Genomic DNA, 14,148 nt, shown 5'->3' with positions numbered 1-14,148 from the left:
CATGAGGAATATTCCGCGCGTCAACTAACGTCCGATAAGGTATGAGCGTGACGAACTTCGACGACTCCAGGCTGACGGCCATCGGACTGCTGACCGAGGTGCACTCCGGGTTGATGAGCCGGTTCCAGCCGGTGCTGAGCGCCGCGGGGTTGTCGGAGATCGACTTCGAGACCGTCATCCGGCTGGCTCGCTCCCCAGGGCAACGGCTGCGGATGAGCGACCTGGCCGCGCAGACCCAGTTGTCCACCAGCGGGGTGACCCGGGTGGTCGATCGGCTCGAACGCGAGGGGCTGGTCACGCGGGAGTCCTGCGCCAGCGACCGCCGGGCCTCCTACGCCGCGCTCACCGACGTGGGGCGCGAGCGGCTGGAGTCGGTGCTGCCCGAGCATCTCCGGGACATCGAGGAGTGCTTCACCGGGCTGCTCGGCGAGGGCGAACTGGAGGCTTTCCTGCGCAGCCTGCGCAAGATCAGGGACGTCGTACGCCCGTGCGCCACCGCGGGGGCCGCCGAAGCCGCGCGTCCCTGCCCAGGAGAGCACCAGAGCGCCGCGCGGCGTCCCTAACCCGAGAGCCCCAGGGCGGTCCTGAGTTTGGCCATCGCCCGCGACACCGTGCTCTTGACCGTGCCGACGCTGATCCCGAGCGTCCTGGCGATCTCCGGCTCACTCATGTCCTCGTAGTACCGCAGCACGATCGCGGCCCGCATGCGCTCGGGAAGCTCGCGCAGCGCCTGTTCGAGCGCCTCGTGCACCTCCGTCCCGGTCGCCGGTTCCACGGTGACGGGCTCGGGCAGTTCGTCCGACGGGTACTCCTCCAGCTTGCGCCGCCGCCACTGCGAGATGTTGATGTTCACCATGGCCCGCCGCACGTAACCGTCGAGCGCGCCCCGGTCCTCGATGCGGTCCCACGCCTGGTAGGTCTTGGTCAGCGCGCTCTGCAGCAGGTCCTCCGCGTCCAGGGGATGGCCGGTGAGCTGGTGGGCCGTGCGCAGCAGGGCTGGGCCGCGCGCCATGACGTACTCGCGGAACTCGTCTTCCCAGCCGGTGGTCTGCATCGTGGCCAGAATCGCAGCCTGATGCCCTATTCAGCCTGAACCTCAATTCAGGTTTCGGCCCGCCGAGGATAAAGGTCCGTCTAGGTCGGTGGTGGTTTGTACGCCGACGTAGGTGAAGGCACTTCCCCAGGGATGCGTATTTTGCTCCCGTCTGGGCCACTACGGCGTAAGCCGCCCTCAAGTCGTGTGAATCTAGTACCCGACGAGGGAGGGCGGATGGGCTTATCGAACGTCGATCGCCGCCGGGTGCTCGCCGCGGCCGCGCTCGGCCGGGACACCGGCCCTCCTGGGCCCGATCCGGGCGACGGCGATCCGCTGCGGGCCGTCGCCGGCGAGGTTCTGGACGTCAGCCCCCACCTGATCACCATCGAGACCCCCGGCGGGGCCGAGGAGCGGCTCGTGATCGCCCCCTGGGCCACCGCCTGGCACGGCGCGGACGTCGCCCCCGCCGACCTGCCCGCCGGCGCCATGGTGCTGATGCGCGCCCTGCGCGACGGCCGCGTGGTCGAGCGGATCTGGGCCGACACCACCCGCATCACAGGCACGATCCTGTCCGTCCAGGGCCGCAAGGACCTCACGGTCGAGCTCGACTGCGGGCCGCACCGCGGCCACCGCACGGTCGTCGTGCCCTACCGCTCGTCCGGACGGCTGCAGGTGCGCCATCCCAAGTTCGAGCCCGGTTACCTGTTCGACGCGATCGGCGTCCGGCGCGACGGGGCGAGTCACGCCCTGCTGCCCGCGACCTCGCAACCGCCGTATCCGGCGCGGTCGGTGCCGCCCCCGCCGCCGGCGTACGCGGGGTTACAGTCGCGCGTCGCCGGCACGGCCACCTGGTCGGACACGTTCGACGAGGAGGAGCGGGGCGCGGCCTACCCCATGCTGGAGCGCGCCGACACCGGCTGCGCCGAGGCGGGCGTGTCGTGCGCGGGTCTGCCGTACCTGTCGGTGGGGTCGTTGCTGCAGGTCAGGAACGTGTGCGCGAACCGCTCCGCGAACGTCCCGGTGGTCGCGTGCGGGTGCCTGGCGGGGCGCTTCTGCGACCGGTGCGTGGAGTGCGACACCTCGCCACGCGGGCGGATCGCGGAGTTGTCGCCGTCCTCGTACGTGGAACTCGGCGGCGACCTGGTCAAAGGATGCTTCAACGCGCAGATCGGATTGGGGTGACGCTCGTGCTGGAATCGCAGCTCCCGCTTCTGATCGTCATGCTCGCCCTGGGCACGGTGGCGAAGGTGATCACCGTCGGCTCCGGGGGCGAGCCCGGATCGTTGTCCAGGCTGGGGCCCGCGGTGCTGATGCCGGGACGCCTCCAGGCCCCGGCCCTGCTGGTGTGCGCGGCCGGTGAGCTGGTGCTGGCCACGGGGCTGTCGCTGACCACGCATCCGCTGTTCCGGTGGGGCACGGTCGCGTTCTTCGCGCTGTCCACGTACGTGCTGACCGAATTGCGCAGGCGGCGGCCCGACGCGGGCTGCGGCTGCTTCGGCGAGGTGAGCTCCGCGCCGGTCGGGCTGCGCTCGGTCGGCCGGACAGTGGCGCTGACCGGCATGGCGGCGCTGTCGGTGTGGTCGCCGGCGCCCGGCTGGGAGGCGGTGCTCGCGCCGTCGTGGCTGACGGCCGCCGGCCTGGCGCTGCTCGTGGCGCTCTCGCCGGAGGTGGAGGAGCTGATCGATCGGGTACGGTACCGCGCCCCCTGCGAGCAGCGCCGCGGCCCGGCCGAGTCGGTCACCCTGGCGCGGCTGCGGTCGAGCGGCACCTGGCGGGCCCACGCGGGCGAGCTGGCCTCGACCGAGCCGTACGACTCCTGGCGGGAGCTGTGCTGGCGCTTCTTCGCCTTCCGCAACCACGACGCCGACGACGTCGTCTTCGCCGTCTACCTGAGCGGGCGGCGGCCGGCGGTGCGGATGGCCGTGGTCAGCGCGGCGGACAGCGGATCTCTGCCGGAATATACGCCGGTATCGGCCTGATGCTAGACAGCCGTATACGACTCTCGACAGGCATGGCGATACAGCTCTATTGGGCTGTCTAGCTTCCCCACTAGACAGCCCAATAGAGGTCTAGGGGCGTCGCTCAGATCGGCTGAGCGCGCAGGAATCTCCCGAAATGCGGCACCGTGAACGCGATCAGGCCGCGCTCGGCGCTGTAGATGAGCCCTTTCTTGATCAGGCTGTCGCGGGCGGGCGACAGGCTGGACGGCTTGCGCCCGAGGGCGTCGGCCACCTCGGAAGTCGGCACCGGCTCGTCGCCGATCTGCGCCATGGCGTGCATGTAGTCGCGCTCGGCCGGGGTGGCCCGCTCGTAGCGGCTGCCGAAGAACCCGACCGCGAGCTCTTCCTCGGCCTCCGGCGAGGAGACCTTGACGTCGTCGAGTGTGATCGGGCTGCGCGGCGCGAGGTCCCAGGCGACCTTGCCGTAGGCCTGCACGAAGTAGGGGTAGCCGTCGGCCGCCTCGTAGAGCGCGTCGAGCGCCTCCCGGGTGAACTCCACCTCCTCCTCGCGCGCCGGCAGGATCAGCGCGAGGTCGGCCGCCTCCCGGTCGAGCTTGTCGATGCGCGCGTAGCGGAACAGCCGCTCGGAATAGCTCTTGCTGGCCGACAGCACGCTCGGCAGATGCGGCAGCCCGGCGCCCACCACGATCAGCGGCCCGCCCGTCTGCGACAGCTCGTGACAGGCGGCGCAGAGCGCGGAGACGTCGGCGGGCTGGACGTCCTGCATCTCGTCGATGAACAGGGCGATGCCCACCGCCAGGTCGGTGGCCACGCTCGCGGCGTCGACGAACAGCTCGGTGAGGTCGATCTCCAGGTCGCCAGAGTCGGCGCGCCCGCGGCTGGCCGGCACCTCGATCCCGGGCGACCAGTGGGAGGTGCCCTTGGCCGCGGCCGGATCGCGCATCGCGAACGCCTTCAGCACGCCGAGGAACTCCTCGATGCGCTCGGGCGCGCGGTGCCGCGGGGCCAGCTCGCGGATGGCCATGTGCAGGGCGGCGGCCACGGGCCGCCTGATCGACTGGTCGGGCCGGGCCTCGATCTTGCCCGTGCCCCACAGCCGCTGCATGGCCATGGACTTGAAGGTGTTGAGCAGAACGGTCTTACCCACTCCGCGCAGGCCGGTCACGACCATGCTGCGCTCGGGACGGCCGCGGGCCACCCGCTCCAGCACGACCTCGAACTGCTGCAGTTCGCGATCGCGCCCGGCGAGCTCCGGCGGGCGCTGCCCGGCGCCTGGAGCGTAGGGGTTTCGCACAGGGTCCACGCTCTCGGACTTTATTGCCGGATATAGCGGCCGTCTTAGATTTGGGAAGAAAGTGCTACGGCGTGTCCGAGCACGGGCGGGCGCGAGCATCGTCATCGGACACACCCCCTCTCACCAGGCCGAACCTCTGTTCGATTGCGATACCCAGAACTGTAGCGCGGACTCGAACACTCATGCGATGGTTTCAGGTAAAAGATCTTTGCAACAGCCCGGGGCCCCTGCTGCGTCTGGGATATGTGGAGTTCGAAGATTTCGTACGGGCGCGGGGCTCGGCCCTGCTCCGATACGGCTACGTGCTCACCGGCAACGCCGACGACGCGGCTGACCTGGTCCAGGAGGCGTTGCTCAAGCTGAGCGACTCCTGGAGGCGCGTACGCAACAAGGACAACCCCGAGGCGTACGTCCGCACCGTCATGGCCAGGCAGCACATCAGTTGGTGGCGCAGGCGGCGCAGGGAGCAGGTGACGGCCGACGTGCCCGAGGGCGCGTACACCGAGGAGTACTCCTGCGGCGAGTTGTGGCGGGAACTGGCCACGCTGCCACGCAGGCAGCGGGTCGTCCTCGTGCTGCGGTACTACGAGGACCTGTCCGACAAGGAGATCGCCGGCATCCTCGGCATCTCCCGGGGGACCGTGCGCAGCCAGGCGTTCCGCGGGTTGAACGCGCTGCGCGTCAAGCCTTCCGTACGCGAGAGGGAGCGGGCATGAGGACCGAGGAGGAACTGGCCGTCGAACTGCGGGCGGCGGGCGAGCGCGCCCCCGGAGAGACCGACCTGCTGGCGGGCGTGGCGCTGCGCAGGCGGCGCAGGACCCGGCGCAGGGTGCGGACGCTGGCGGCGGCGCTCGCCGTGGTGGTGCTGGGCGTGGGCGTCAGGAGCGTGGTGCTGTCCGGTGGCGGCGCGGGCGACGTGGCCTCGACGCCGACGCCCGCGCCACCCGTCCCCCGGCCGGTGCCGGTGGAGCGGTTGTGGCCGGGGGCCCTGTCCACCCTGCCCGTGTCCGGCCCGGACGGCGCCCGCTACCAGCCGATCACCGCCGTCAGCCCGACGGAGATCCTGTTCGCCGCGCTGGAACCGGGCAAGAAGGGCGCGGGACGGCTGGAGGTGTTCGACACGGCGGCCGGCCGGATCCGGCTGGTCACCGAGGTGCCCGGAGCACGGCGGATCATGATGCCGTCCGCGTCCGCCGACGGCGAGAACGTGATCTGGCTGCACTCCGGCAGGTCCCTGCGAGAGATCTGGACGGCCCCGCTGGGGGGCGGCGCGGGCAGGCTGGTGACCACGCTGCGCGGCGCGCGTACCGACATCGACCGGATCACGGTCAACGACGGCTGGGCCATCTGGTCCGAACGGCGCGGCGGCGTGTGGCGCGTCCCGCTGACCGGCGGCACGCCCGCGCGCGTCCCCGCCGGGGACGGCCTGCACCTGCTGAGGTGGCCGTGGGCCGGCGACGTCCCCCCGGTGCGCGAGTCCGACGAACGCGACCAGCGTGTCCTGGTCGATCTCAGCTCGGGTGCGTCCACCGGCATCGTCGCGCGGCCGGGGACGACACGCCTGCGCTGCGGACCGCGCTGGTGCCTGGGCCACGACGCGCGGGGCACGTTCGTGCAGCGGATCGACGGCAGCCGGCAGCGCCGCATCGGCGGCGACCCCAACCGGCCGGTGGGGGCGCCCGTGCTCGACCGCTTCGTACCGTTCGAGTCCGGCGTCTACGACGTGGAGACCGGCACGATGGCCACGATCGAGGACGACCGTCAGGTGGTGCACGGCCTGTCGGGTGAGGCCGGTTCGGTCGTCTACTGGGTGGTCGGGGGCACGTACAGGATGCTGAACTTGGCAGCCGTCCCGTCGGCGCAATAGCGTTCGGGGCCATGCGGACCTTCGCGAATGTACAGGAACTCAAGGCGGCCGTCGGCGAGACGTTCGGCCCCACCGAGTGGCGCACGGTCACTCAGGAACAGGTCAACACCTTCGCCGACGCCACCGACGACCATCAGTGGATCCACGTGGACGCGGAGCGGGCCAAGGAGGGGCCGTTCGGCGGCACGATCGCCCATGGGTACCTGACGTTGTCGCTGCTGCCGTCGTTCATGTTCTCCCTGGTCAAGGTGGAGGGCATCGCCATGGGGGTGAACTTCGGCCTCAACAAGGTGCGCTTCCCCAGGCCGGTGCCGGTCGGCGCGCGGATCCGGGCCGTCGGCGAGCTGATCGACGTCAAGGGCACCCCCGCCGGTCACCTGTCCAACCTGAAGATGACGATCGAGATCGAGGGCGAGAAGCGGCCGGCGTGCGTCGCCGAGACCCTCAGCCTGTACGTCCCCGCCGAGTGATCCCTTTCCGCGTGCAACAGTTGCCCGCCTGACGCGATCCCTGGGTTCGTGGAGGATTTCGACGAGTTCGTCCGGACCCGGGGCGACGCGCTACTCCGATACGGCTACGTGCTGGCCGGCAACGCCGAGGACGCCGCCGACCTGGCCCAGGAGGCGCTGGCCCGCCTGGGTGACGCCTGGCCCCGCGTGCGCAAGAAGCACGACCCCGAGGGCTACGTCCGTACGACCATGGTCCGGTTGCACATCAGGTCGTGGCGCCGCCGGCGCCGGGAGGACCTGGTGGCCGCCGTGCCCGAGCGCGGCGCGCACGACCGCTACGGTGACGCCGACCTCTGGTCCGAACTCCAGGAACTGCCCCGCAAACAGCGGGCCGTCCTCGTGCTGCGCTACTACGAGGACCTGCCGGACCACGAGATCGCCGAGATCCTCGGGGTTTCACGTGGAACGGTACGCAGCCAGGCCGCCCGCGCCCTGGACAAGCTCCGGATCAAGCGAGAGGCGCGGGTGCCGCGATGAGAAGCGAACATGACCTGGTGCGGACGCTGCGAACGGCCGCCGAGCAGGCCGGACACCCGGACCTGGCGACCGGTGTGAGCCGGCGGCGGCGCGCCCGGCGGGCCAGACAGCGGGCGCTGGTGGCGGCCGTGGCGGTGGCCGTGCTCGCCGTGACAGGCGGCACGACGGCGGTGCTGGGAGGCGGGCAGCGGCACGCGGAGCCCGCGACGACCCCGATGCCGACGGACCCGGCCCAGCTCAAGCCCGTCGCCGAGGTGTGGCCGCAGGCCGTGGTCAAGGTGCCGGCCAAGGACGCGAAGGGGCGGCCGACGTACCCGGTGACCGGGCTGAGCGCGACCGAGGTGCTGCTGATCGCGGAGCCGGGGACGCTGGAGGTGTACGACTCGGCCGCCCGCGAACTCCGCGTGCTCGGCGAACTCCCGTCCCCGAAACCGCTGCAGTTGGAGGCGGGCCCACGGCACATCGCGTGGACCGACCGGAACGCCGACCTGTGGATCATGCCCAGGGCGGGCGGCGCGGCCAGGAAGGCCGGGCGGGCCACGGAGGTCCCCGCCCGGATCGGCGTCACCGGCGACTCCCTCGTCTGGTCGCTCCGGCAGGGCGGCGTCTACCGGCTGCCGCTCACCGGCGGCACGCCGAGCCGCCTGCCCGGCACCGACGGGCTGCACCTCACCACCTGGCCCTGGGCCCAGCGGTACGACGCCGCCGGGAACGTGACCAGGATCGTCGATCTCGAAGCCGGCCGGGCCACGAACGTGACGCCACCCGCCGGCGTCGAGACGCTGCAGTGCCATCCGCAGTGGTGCGCGGGGCTGCAGGACGCCCACCTCGTCGTCCAGCGGGTGGACGGGTCGGAGCGTCGGCGGCTGCCGGACATGATGCAGCAGAAGGGCCTCGGCTGGCTGCTCGGCGACCGGTACGCGCTCTTCCGCGTCCACGAACCCGACCTGGACCGGCCCGGGGTGCCACTCGCCGTGGTGTACGACCTGGCCACCGGGACGACGGCGGCGATCGGCGAGCGGACGCCCGGCGTCGAGGGCGGCGACGTGTACGGCCCCCGTCCCGCCGCCCCGCCGGCCGACCTGCTCTACTGGGACGCCGACGCGACCTTCCACCAGGTCTGCAGGGACCGGATGTGCATGATCGAGCCACGCGGCGGCGGCCAGGAGCACACGGTGCTCAACCTGAACGCGGTCAGAGAATGATCGCGGCGAGGGCGACCAGCCCGATGAGTCCGAGGTAGGCCAGCACGAGCCGGGTGTCCCGGAGGAAACACTTGCTCCGGGTCAGCCCGGCCCGCCGGGCCCGCCAGTAGCCGGCGAACCCGAGCACCGCGAACCCCAGCACCGCCCACGGCCCCAGCAGCCAGGCCAGCAGCGCGACGGTCGCGTACACGCACAGGCGCAGCGGGTCGTACGGCTGCCGTGCCGTGCCCTCGTCCGTCATCGGGCCACCGCCGACAGCCGCTGCCTGGACAGTTGCGGCCACGCCTGCACGGCGCAGAACGGCGCGCACTGGTCCTGCTCGGCCCGCGTGCCCACGTGCACGCAGCACTGCGTGAGCCGCTCCTCGATCATGGTCGAGATGTCCATGAACGGCTTCACCGTGACCCGCACGACCCGCTCGCCCAGCATCCCGCGCAGCTTCCTGCGCCGGCCGGGCAGCGCCGACGACGCGAGCGTGAGCAGGGTGGAGACGCCGAGGTCGCAGTTCTCGCAGATCGTCCGCCACAGGTCGCCGACCTGCGGGTGCGACAGCGACGACTGCTCCGACAGCAGCCCGAGCAGCGACTCCTGGACGGCCTGGCGCAGCTCGCGCGGGATCTCGGAGTCGGCGATGCGGTTGGAGACCAGGCCCAGGTTCTCCTTCAGCCGGTCGTGGCCGATCAACGCGGTGAGCGAACGCCACTGGCGGGCGTCGTCGCGGATGAGGTAACCGACCGAGCAGCAGTGGGGGTGGGAGCAGGGCAGGGCGGTCAGGTCGCGCCAGGTCACCAGGCCGTCGGTCTGCGGGCCGAGGCGTTTGAGCACGCCGGTGTGGGTGAGGCGGTCGTTCGGGTCGATGGCGTCCGACCTGCCGGAGCCGAACTGGGGCTGCAGTGACACGCCGCCGACGTACGGGGTGTCGAGCGCGAGGCGGACGACGTCGCCGATCTCGCCGTCGTTCACGCCCAGCGCGGCGGTCATGACGAGGGTGGTGAAGATCTCCCGCTCGGACAGGCGCTCCACGGCCTGCGCCTTGACGCGGGTCAGGTCGCCGCCCCGGTGGTGCCTGGAGGCGTCGGCCGACGTGCCGTCGTACTGGAGGTAGACCTCGACGCGTTCCCGGTGCTCGGTGAGCAGGTCGAGCAGGGAGTCGTCCTTCGCGACGAGCACGCCGTTGGTGTTGATCAGGATGCGGGTGACCGGGCGGGCGCTCAGCTCGGCGAGCAGGGTCTTGAGCTCGGGGTGCAGCGTCGGCTCGCCGCCGCTCAGCATGAGGACGTCGAGCTTGCCGTTCTCCCTGACCAGGCGCTGGTCGACGTTGGCGAGGATGTCCCGGACCGGGACGATGCCGGTCAGGTCGGGCGAGCTGTCGGCGAAGCAGGTGGGGCAGCGCAGGTTGCAGGTCTCGGCGATGTCCTCGAGCAGGATGCAGGTGTGCTGGGTCTGCAGCTCGGGCAGGCCGTGGAGGTAGGCGGACGGGATCGGGGCGAAGTTGCCGGGAGTGTCGGGTACGTGCTGCTTGGTCGGGGCGGTCCACTCCTCCAGGTACGCCAGGATCTCCGGGTCCTCGTCGTACAACGTCCGGATGAGGCCGTGCTCCCGGCAGCCGCGCTCCAGCCACACCCGGCCGTCGCGCTCGGCGAGGTAGCCGCTCAGCCGCTCGACCTTGTCCAGGTCGTACCGGCCGTGGCAACTCGGGCAGAACGCGTTGACGTACCTGAGGACACGGTCGCCCCGCAGGCCCATCCCTGCACTCATGTCATGACCTTCCGCTCGAACAGGGGTCGATAGTAGCCGCGCCGCCAGCCGTACCCGAGCCTCAGGGTGAGCAGCAGCAGGCCCGGGATCAGGAACCACTGCGGCCTGGTCAGGTCGAGCCACACCGTCTCGTTGGCCCTGGTGAACTCCACGAGGAAGCGGAAGGCGGCGTACCCCGCCAGGTACAGCGTGAACAGCTCGCCCGGCTGCGTGATCCGCCGGCGCGCCCAGAGCAGCGCGGCGAACGCGACGAGCTGGAAGATGATCTCGTAGACGAACGACGGGTGCATGGCCTGCCCCGTCAGGCAGCCCGGACACTCGGGCGTCGTGGGCGGCGCGTGCATCCCCCACGGCAGGTCGGTCGGCCGGCCGGGCGCCTCCGTCAGGTGGCAGCCGATCCTGCCCACCGCCATCCCGAGCGCCACCGCCGGCGCGAACAGGTCACCGGTGCGCTCCTTGTAGCCGATGACCCGCTTGGCCACCAGCACTCCGACGTACGCGCCGGTCAGGCCGCCCAGGATGCTGCGGGAGCCGTACAGCCACAGGGCCTCCAGGTCCAGCGCCTCCATCCAGCCCGCCAGCCGCATCCCGATCGCGCCGCCGACCAGCGCTCCCGCGACCGCGATCAGCGACTGCTCGTTGAGCGCGCCCCGGCTGCGGGCTTCCCGGACGAAGACGACGGCGGCCACCAGCACGCCCAGTCCGACGAATATCTCGTGGAATGTCACGTTCTTCAGCGCTCGTCTCAGCCGTACAGGCTCGGGTTGATGCCGGTGCACAGGCCCGCCGACAGGATCGACCACAGCGCCCAGCCGATCATGAGGCCGAGACCCGTCCCTCTGCTCCAGGGGTTGCGGACGAAGCACAGGCCGATGCCCGCGCCCAGGCCGGCGAGCGCCAGGACGACCGCGCCGATGATCAGGTAGGGGGTGGAGTTGTCGGGGGAGCTCAGGGCGGCGAAGAACGCGAAGAAGCCGACCACCGCGTTGATGACGCTGTAGATGGCCAGGCCGGCGAAGAACATGCCGATGAGCACGCCCGTCTGGGGCTGGGGCTGGGGTGCTGGGTTAGGAGCCCCGAACGACGGCGCCCCTTGGGGCGGGCCTTGAGGTGGGCCTTGAGGTGGGCCCTGAGGTGGGCCCTGAGGTGGGCCCTGAGGTGGGCCCTGAGGTGGGCCCTGAGGTGGGCCTTGGGGCGGCGGTCCTTGCGGCGGGCCGCCCTGGGGGCGTCCATCGGCCGGAGGCAGGAAGGACGGCCGGCCACCCGGTTCCTCCGGAGCCCGCGCACCGGCAGGGGGCGGAACCGCCACCGGCTGCCCGGTCGGCGGCGGCAGGAACTCCGGACCGCTCACCGGCTGGGGCCCCGGCTCGCCACGTGGCCTGGGCGGCTCGGGCACCGACTCTCCGGACGGGGGCGGCAGGAACTCCGGCTCCGCGTCGGGTGCCGCCCACGACCCGGGCCTGTCGTCAGGCTCCTCCGGCGGCAGTGGTGGTGTTGCACTCATCGGTCTGGTCTACCCCCTAGTCGGGTTCAGACTAGGCACTATCACTTGTCATCGGGTCAAAACCCTCACCTCGGCGAACGAACCCCCAGGTCGAGGACGGCCCTTGAACTCCTACTCGGCGTGGCGATCCGAGTAGTAGATCGCCGCCTGCACCCGGCTCTTCAAGCCCAGCTTGTTCAGCACCCGGCTGACGTGCGTCTTGGTCGTCGCCTCCGCCATGTCCAGTTCCCTGGCGATCTCGGCGTTGGACAACCCCCGTCCGACGCAGGCCAGCACCTCCTTCTCCCGAGGCGTCAACCCGTCCGGACCCGCCGACTCGACCTCCGTGCCCCGGCGCACCGGCGCCTGCTCGGCGAAGGCCGCGATCAGCCGCCGCGTGACCCCCGGCGAGATGAGCCCGTCGCCCCTGGCCACCAGCCGAACCGCCTCGACCAGCGCCTCGGCCTCGGCGTTCTTCAGCAGGAACCCGGCCGCCCCGGCCCGCAGCGCCCCGAACACGTACTCATCGACGTCGAACGTGGTGAGGATCAGCACGTCAGACACCCCGGCCAGTTCCCTGGTGGCGGAGATCCCGTCGAGCCGGGGCATCCGCACGTCCATCAGGACGACGTCCGGCCGCAGTTCCCTGGCCATGGCCACGGCCTGTTCCCCGTCACCGGCCTCCCCCACGACCTCGATGTCAGCCGCCCCGCCCAGGATCAGCACGATGCCGGCCCGGACCGCCGCGTGATCGTCAGCCACCAGCACCCTGATGCTCACCGCTTACCTCCACCCGTCCTGCTGATCCTGACGTACCACCGCACGGCCCGGACGCTCCCCTCAGGCACCGCCGATCCCCGACCCCGTCACGTCCACGGCGGTGGGCAGGACCGCCGTCACCCGCCACTCACCGCGCCCTTCGCCGCGCCCCTCGCCATGCCCTTCGCCGCCGCTCACCTGCTCCGCCGTCCAGACCTCCCCGGCGTCGAAGAACCCTCCGACCAGCGAGGCCCGCTCCCGCATGCCGATGAGCCCGGCCCCCGCTCCCGGCAGTGCGATGTCGTCCCGCCCTCCGAGCCCGTTCTCGACGCTGACGCGAACGCGCTCGTGCTCGTACACGACGGCGACCTGCACGGGGGACGCGCCGTGCTTGAGCGCGTTGGTCAGCGCCTCCTGCAGGATCCGGTACCCGGCGAGATCGACGGCCGCGGGCAACTCCCGGGGCTCCCCCTCGACCCGCGCCTCCACGGCCAGCCCGGCCTGCCGTACCCGCTCGACCAGGGTCTCCGCGTCGGCCAGCCGAGGCCGGGTGGCCTCGCCCTCCGTCTCGTCGCCTTCCTGCCGCAGCAGCCCGATCATGGCCCGCATCTCCGCCATCCCCTTGACGCTGTTCTCCCGTACGGACTCCATCACCTTCCTGACGGTGTCCCGGTCCAGATCCTTACGTGACAGCGCGGCGGTGGACTGGATGGCGATGGCGCTGAAGTGATTGGCGATCATGTCGTGCAGTTCCCGCGCCATCCGCGTACGCTCCCCGGTCACGGCAGCCTGCCGGTCCAGCTCGGCGAGCCGCGCCACCTGCTCGGCGCGCGCCCGCTCGGCGGCGGCCCGGTCACGCTGCTCCCGTACGACCGCCGCGGTGCCGACGGGCGTGATGAGCACCAGCCCGGCCTGCACCCCCATCACGGCCAGCGCCCGCCAATCCCTGGCGAGGAACCCGGCCAGCGCCCCGGCGATGACCGCCAGCACCGCCGTGACCCCCAGCAGGACCCGGGCGAGCCGGGCGGGCCCGTAGAGGGCGGCGGCGTACAGGTTGTCGGTGAAGATCAACACCGTCCCCAGCGACGGGCCCACGAACCCGTCGATCACGATCCCGGCCACCCCCAGCCCCAGACAGACCAGCGGAGCCCGCCGCCGTAGCACGACACCTACACAGGTGATGGCCAGCGGCACCCCCAGCACCCACACAGGCACGCCACGATCGAGATACGCCCGCCCCGCGATCAGCAACACCCCCACCGCGAAGGCGAGCACGGCAGCCGACACCACCCGCTTCATGCCTTCATCCCACCACCTCCCGCCCATGTCGCCCTCCTGCGAAAGTCGGCCCGTGCCCTACACCCTTCGATGTATCCACAGTGTCGTACAGCTCAGGGGATGCCTCCGAACCCGGCGGCGGCCCGCCCACGGACCAGGCTTTCCACAACCACGCACCCACTGCCACCAGGGCCCCTTCCCAGCACCGAAGGTACGTGGGATTCGCAAGCCGAAACTCCGCGTAGACGTCCTGGAAGCAAGCACACGCTCCAGCAGCACCGCCTCCGGCCGCCGAACGAGGGCCCGGCGCCGGCGCATGAACGTCCCGGCTCAGAACCGCCTCCCGGCGGAGGCCACACCACCCGACCGCACCCCGACCGGCCGCCCACCATCGAGACCCTGCAGGCCGAACGACCACTCCACCAAGTTCCAGGCCCAGTACGGCTCCGTACAACGCCGACTCACCGACCCGACCCTCATGATCGAGCACCTGACCAAGAAACTGGACACCTGAACCCCAC

At 71.4% G+C, this 14,148-nt stretch carries 17 protein-coding genes; 9 read left to right on the top strand and 8 right to left on the bottom strand.

Annotated features, from left to right (window positions below; translation table 11 throughout):
• The first annotated feature begins 41 nt into the window (after positions 1-41).
• Complete coding sequence (locus tag FAF44_RS12965) at positions 42-563, top strand: MarR family winged helix-turn-helix transcriptional regulator (RefSeq protein WP_237103357.1); 522 nt, start codon at positions 42-44, stop codon at positions 561-563.
• Here FAF44_RS12965 and FAF44_RS12960 read toward each other — a convergent pair.
• Positions 560-1,054: a SigE family RNA polymerase sigma factor gene (locus FAF44_RS12960; RefSeq protein ID WP_237103356.1), complete on the bottom strand. Its 495-nt coding sequence runs from the start codon at positions 1,052-1,054 to the stop codon at positions 560-562. The genes FAF44_RS12965 and FAF44_RS12960 overlap by 4 nt on opposite strands.
• Before the next feature lie 216 nt (positions 1,055-1,270).
• Here FAF44_RS12960 and FAF44_RS12955 point away from each other — a divergent pair, with 216 nt between their 5' ends.
• Positions 1,271-2,218, top strand: coding sequence for a hypothetical protein (locus FAF44_RS12955; RefSeq protein WP_237103355.1), 948 nt, complete (start codon positions 1,271-1,273; stop codon positions 2,216-2,218).
• A 5-nt stretch (positions 2,219-2,223) separates the two neighbouring features.
• Positions 2,224-3,015 carry a MauE/DoxX family redox-associated membrane protein gene (locus FAF44_RS12950; protein WP_237103354.1) on the top strand — a complete coding sequence of 264 codons (792 nt, stop codon included), beginning with the start codon at positions 2,224-2,226 and terminating at the stop codon, positions 3,013-3,015.
• A gap of 103 nt (positions 3,016-3,118) precedes the next feature.
• Here FAF44_RS12950 and FAF44_RS12945 read toward each other — a convergent pair whose 3' ends face one another.
• Positions 3,119-4,300: an ATP-binding protein gene (locus tag FAF44_RS12945; RefSeq protein ID WP_237103353.1), complete on the bottom strand. Its 1,182-nt coding sequence runs from the start codon at positions 4,298-4,300 to the stop codon at positions 3,119-3,121.
• Between the two features lie 236 nt (positions 4,301-4,536).
• On the opposite strand from FAF44_RS12945, the gene FAF44_RS12940 reads away from it, so the two are divergent.
• The 5 genes from FAF44_RS12940 to FAF44_RS12920 are packed head-to-tail and all read left to right on the top strand — an operon-like array spanning position 4,537 to position 8,349.
• Positions 4,537-5,007: a SigE family RNA polymerase sigma factor gene (locus FAF44_RS12940; RefSeq protein WP_237103352.1), complete on the top strand. Its 471-nt coding sequence runs from the start codon at positions 4,537-4,539 to the stop codon at positions 5,005-5,007.
• On the top strand, positions 5,004-6,158 hold the full coding sequence (locus tag FAF44_RS12935) for a hypothetical protein (RefSeq protein ID WP_237103351.1): 1,155 nt from the start codon (positions 5,004-5,006) through the stop codon (positions 6,156-6,158). The genes FAF44_RS12940 and FAF44_RS12935 overlap by 4 nt, the downstream gene beginning before the upstream one ends.
• An 11-nt stretch (positions 6,159-6,169) precedes the next feature.
• Entirely contained in the window at positions 6,170-6,628 is a 459-nt protein-coding gene (locus tag FAF44_RS12930; RefSeq protein WP_237103350.1) for a MaoC family dehydratase, read from the top strand.
• A gap of 48 nt (positions 6,629-6,676) precedes the next feature.
• Positions 6,677-7,144, top strand: coding sequence for a SigE family RNA polymerase sigma factor (locus tag FAF44_RS12925; protein WP_237103349.1), 468 nt, complete (start codon positions 6,677-6,679; stop codon positions 7,142-7,144).
• Positions 7,141-8,349: a hypothetical protein gene (locus FAF44_RS12920; protein ID WP_237103348.1), complete on the top strand. Its 1,209-nt coding sequence runs from the start codon at positions 7,141-7,143 to the stop codon at positions 8,347-8,349. The genes FAF44_RS12925 and FAF44_RS12920 overlap by 4 nt, the downstream gene beginning before the upstream one ends.
• Here FAF44_RS12920 and FAF44_RS12915 read toward each other — a convergent pair.
• From FAF44_RS12915 to FAF44_RS12890, 6 genes are all read right to left on the bottom strand, one after another.
• Positions 8,339-8,590, bottom strand: a complete 252-nt coding sequence (locus FAF44_RS12915) for a hypothetical protein (RefSeq protein ID WP_237103347.1) — start codon at positions 8,588-8,590, stop codon at positions 8,339-8,341. The genes FAF44_RS12920 and FAF44_RS12915 overlap by 11 nt on opposite strands.
• Positions 8,587-10,107: a radical SAM protein gene (locus tag FAF44_RS12910; RefSeq protein WP_237103346.1), complete on the bottom strand. Its 1,521-nt coding sequence runs from the start codon at positions 10,105-10,107 to the stop codon at positions 8,587-8,589. Before FAF44_RS12910 ends, FAF44_RS12915 begins: the two co-directional genes overlap by 4 nt.
• Positions 10,104-10,835: a prolipoprotein diacylglyceryl transferase gene (locus FAF44_RS12905; RefSeq protein WP_237103345.1), complete on the bottom strand. Its 732-nt coding sequence runs from the start codon at positions 10,833-10,835 to the stop codon at positions 10,104-10,106. The genes FAF44_RS12910 and FAF44_RS12905 overlap by 4 nt, the downstream gene beginning before the upstream one ends.
• 17 nt (positions 10,836-10,852) lie before the next feature.
• Entirely contained in the window at positions 10,853-11,131 is a 279-nt protein-coding gene (locus FAF44_RS12900) for a DUF1129 domain-containing protein (RefSeq protein ID WP_237103344.1), read from the bottom strand.
• Between the two features lie 591 nt (positions 11,132-11,722).
• On the bottom strand, positions 11,723-12,370 hold the full coding sequence (locus FAF44_RS12895) for a response regulator transcription factor (RefSeq protein ID WP_237103343.1): 648 nt from the start codon (positions 12,368-12,370) through the stop codon (positions 11,723-11,725).
• Positions 12,371-12,430: 60 nt separating this feature from the next.
• Entirely contained in the window at positions 12,431-13,648 is a 1,218-nt protein-coding gene (locus FAF44_RS12890; RefSeq protein WP_237103342.1) for a sensor histidine kinase, read from the bottom strand.
• 295 nt (positions 13,649-13,943) lie between these two features.
• Between FAF44_RS12890 and FAF44_RS12885 the strand changes: the two genes are divergently transcribed.
• Complete coding sequence (locus FAF44_RS12885) at positions 13,944-14,141, top strand: hypothetical protein (protein ID WP_237103341.1); 198 nt, start codon at positions 13,944-13,946, stop codon at positions 14,139-14,141.
• Positions 14,142-14,148 lie beyond the last annotated feature (7 nt).

It is taken from the genome of Nonomuraea sp. MG754425, from assembly GCF_021699195.1.
Lineage (GTDB): Bacteria > Actinomycetota > Actinomycetes > Streptosporangiales > Streptosporangiaceae > Nonomuraea.
This window is presented reverse-complemented; position numbering and strand designations above follow the sequence as displayed.

Coding starts and splice junctions, on each gene's coding strand:
- FAF44_RS12900 (WP_237103344.1), bottom strand. CDS start 11,131: ATGTTCTTCGCCGGCCTGGCCATCTACAGCGTCATCAACGCGGTGGTC.
- FAF44_RS12920 (WP_237103348.1), top strand. CDS start 7,141: ATGAGAAGCGAACATGACCTGGTGCGGACGCTGCGAACGGCCGCCGAG.
- FAF44_RS12885 (WP_237103341.1), top strand. CDS start 13,944: ATGAACGTCCCGGCTCAGAACCGCCTCCCGGCGGAGGCCACACCACCC.
- FAF44_RS12910 (WP_237103346.1), bottom strand. CDS start 10,107: ATGAGTGCAGGGATGGGCCTGCGGGGCGACCGTGTCCTCAGGTACGTC.
- FAF44_RS12890 (WP_237103342.1), bottom strand. CDS start 13,648: ATGAAGCGGGTGGTGTCGGCTGCCGTGCTCGCCTTCGCGGTGGGGGTG.
- FAF44_RS12935 (WP_237103351.1), top strand. CDS start 5,004: ATGAGGACCGAGGAGGAACTGGCCGTCGAACTGCGGGCGGCGGGCGAG.
- FAF44_RS12915 (WP_237103347.1), bottom strand. CDS start 8,590: ATGACGGACGAGGGCACGGCACGGCAGCCGTACGACCCGCTGCGCCTG.
- FAF44_RS12930 (WP_237103350.1), top strand. CDS start 6,170: ATGCGGACCTTCGCGAATGTACAGGAACTCAAGGCGGCCGTCGGCGAG.
- FAF44_RS12965 (WP_237103357.1), top strand. CDS start 42: ATGAGCGTGACGAACTTCGACGACTCCAGGCTGACGGCCATCGGACTG.
- FAF44_RS12955 (WP_237103355.1), top strand. CDS start 1,271: ATGGGCTTATCGAACGTCGATCGCCGCCGGGTGCTCGCCGCGGCCGCG.
- FAF44_RS12960 (WP_237103356.1), bottom strand. CDS start 1,054: ATGCAGACCACCGGCTGGGAAGACGAGTTCCGCGAGTACGTCATGGCG.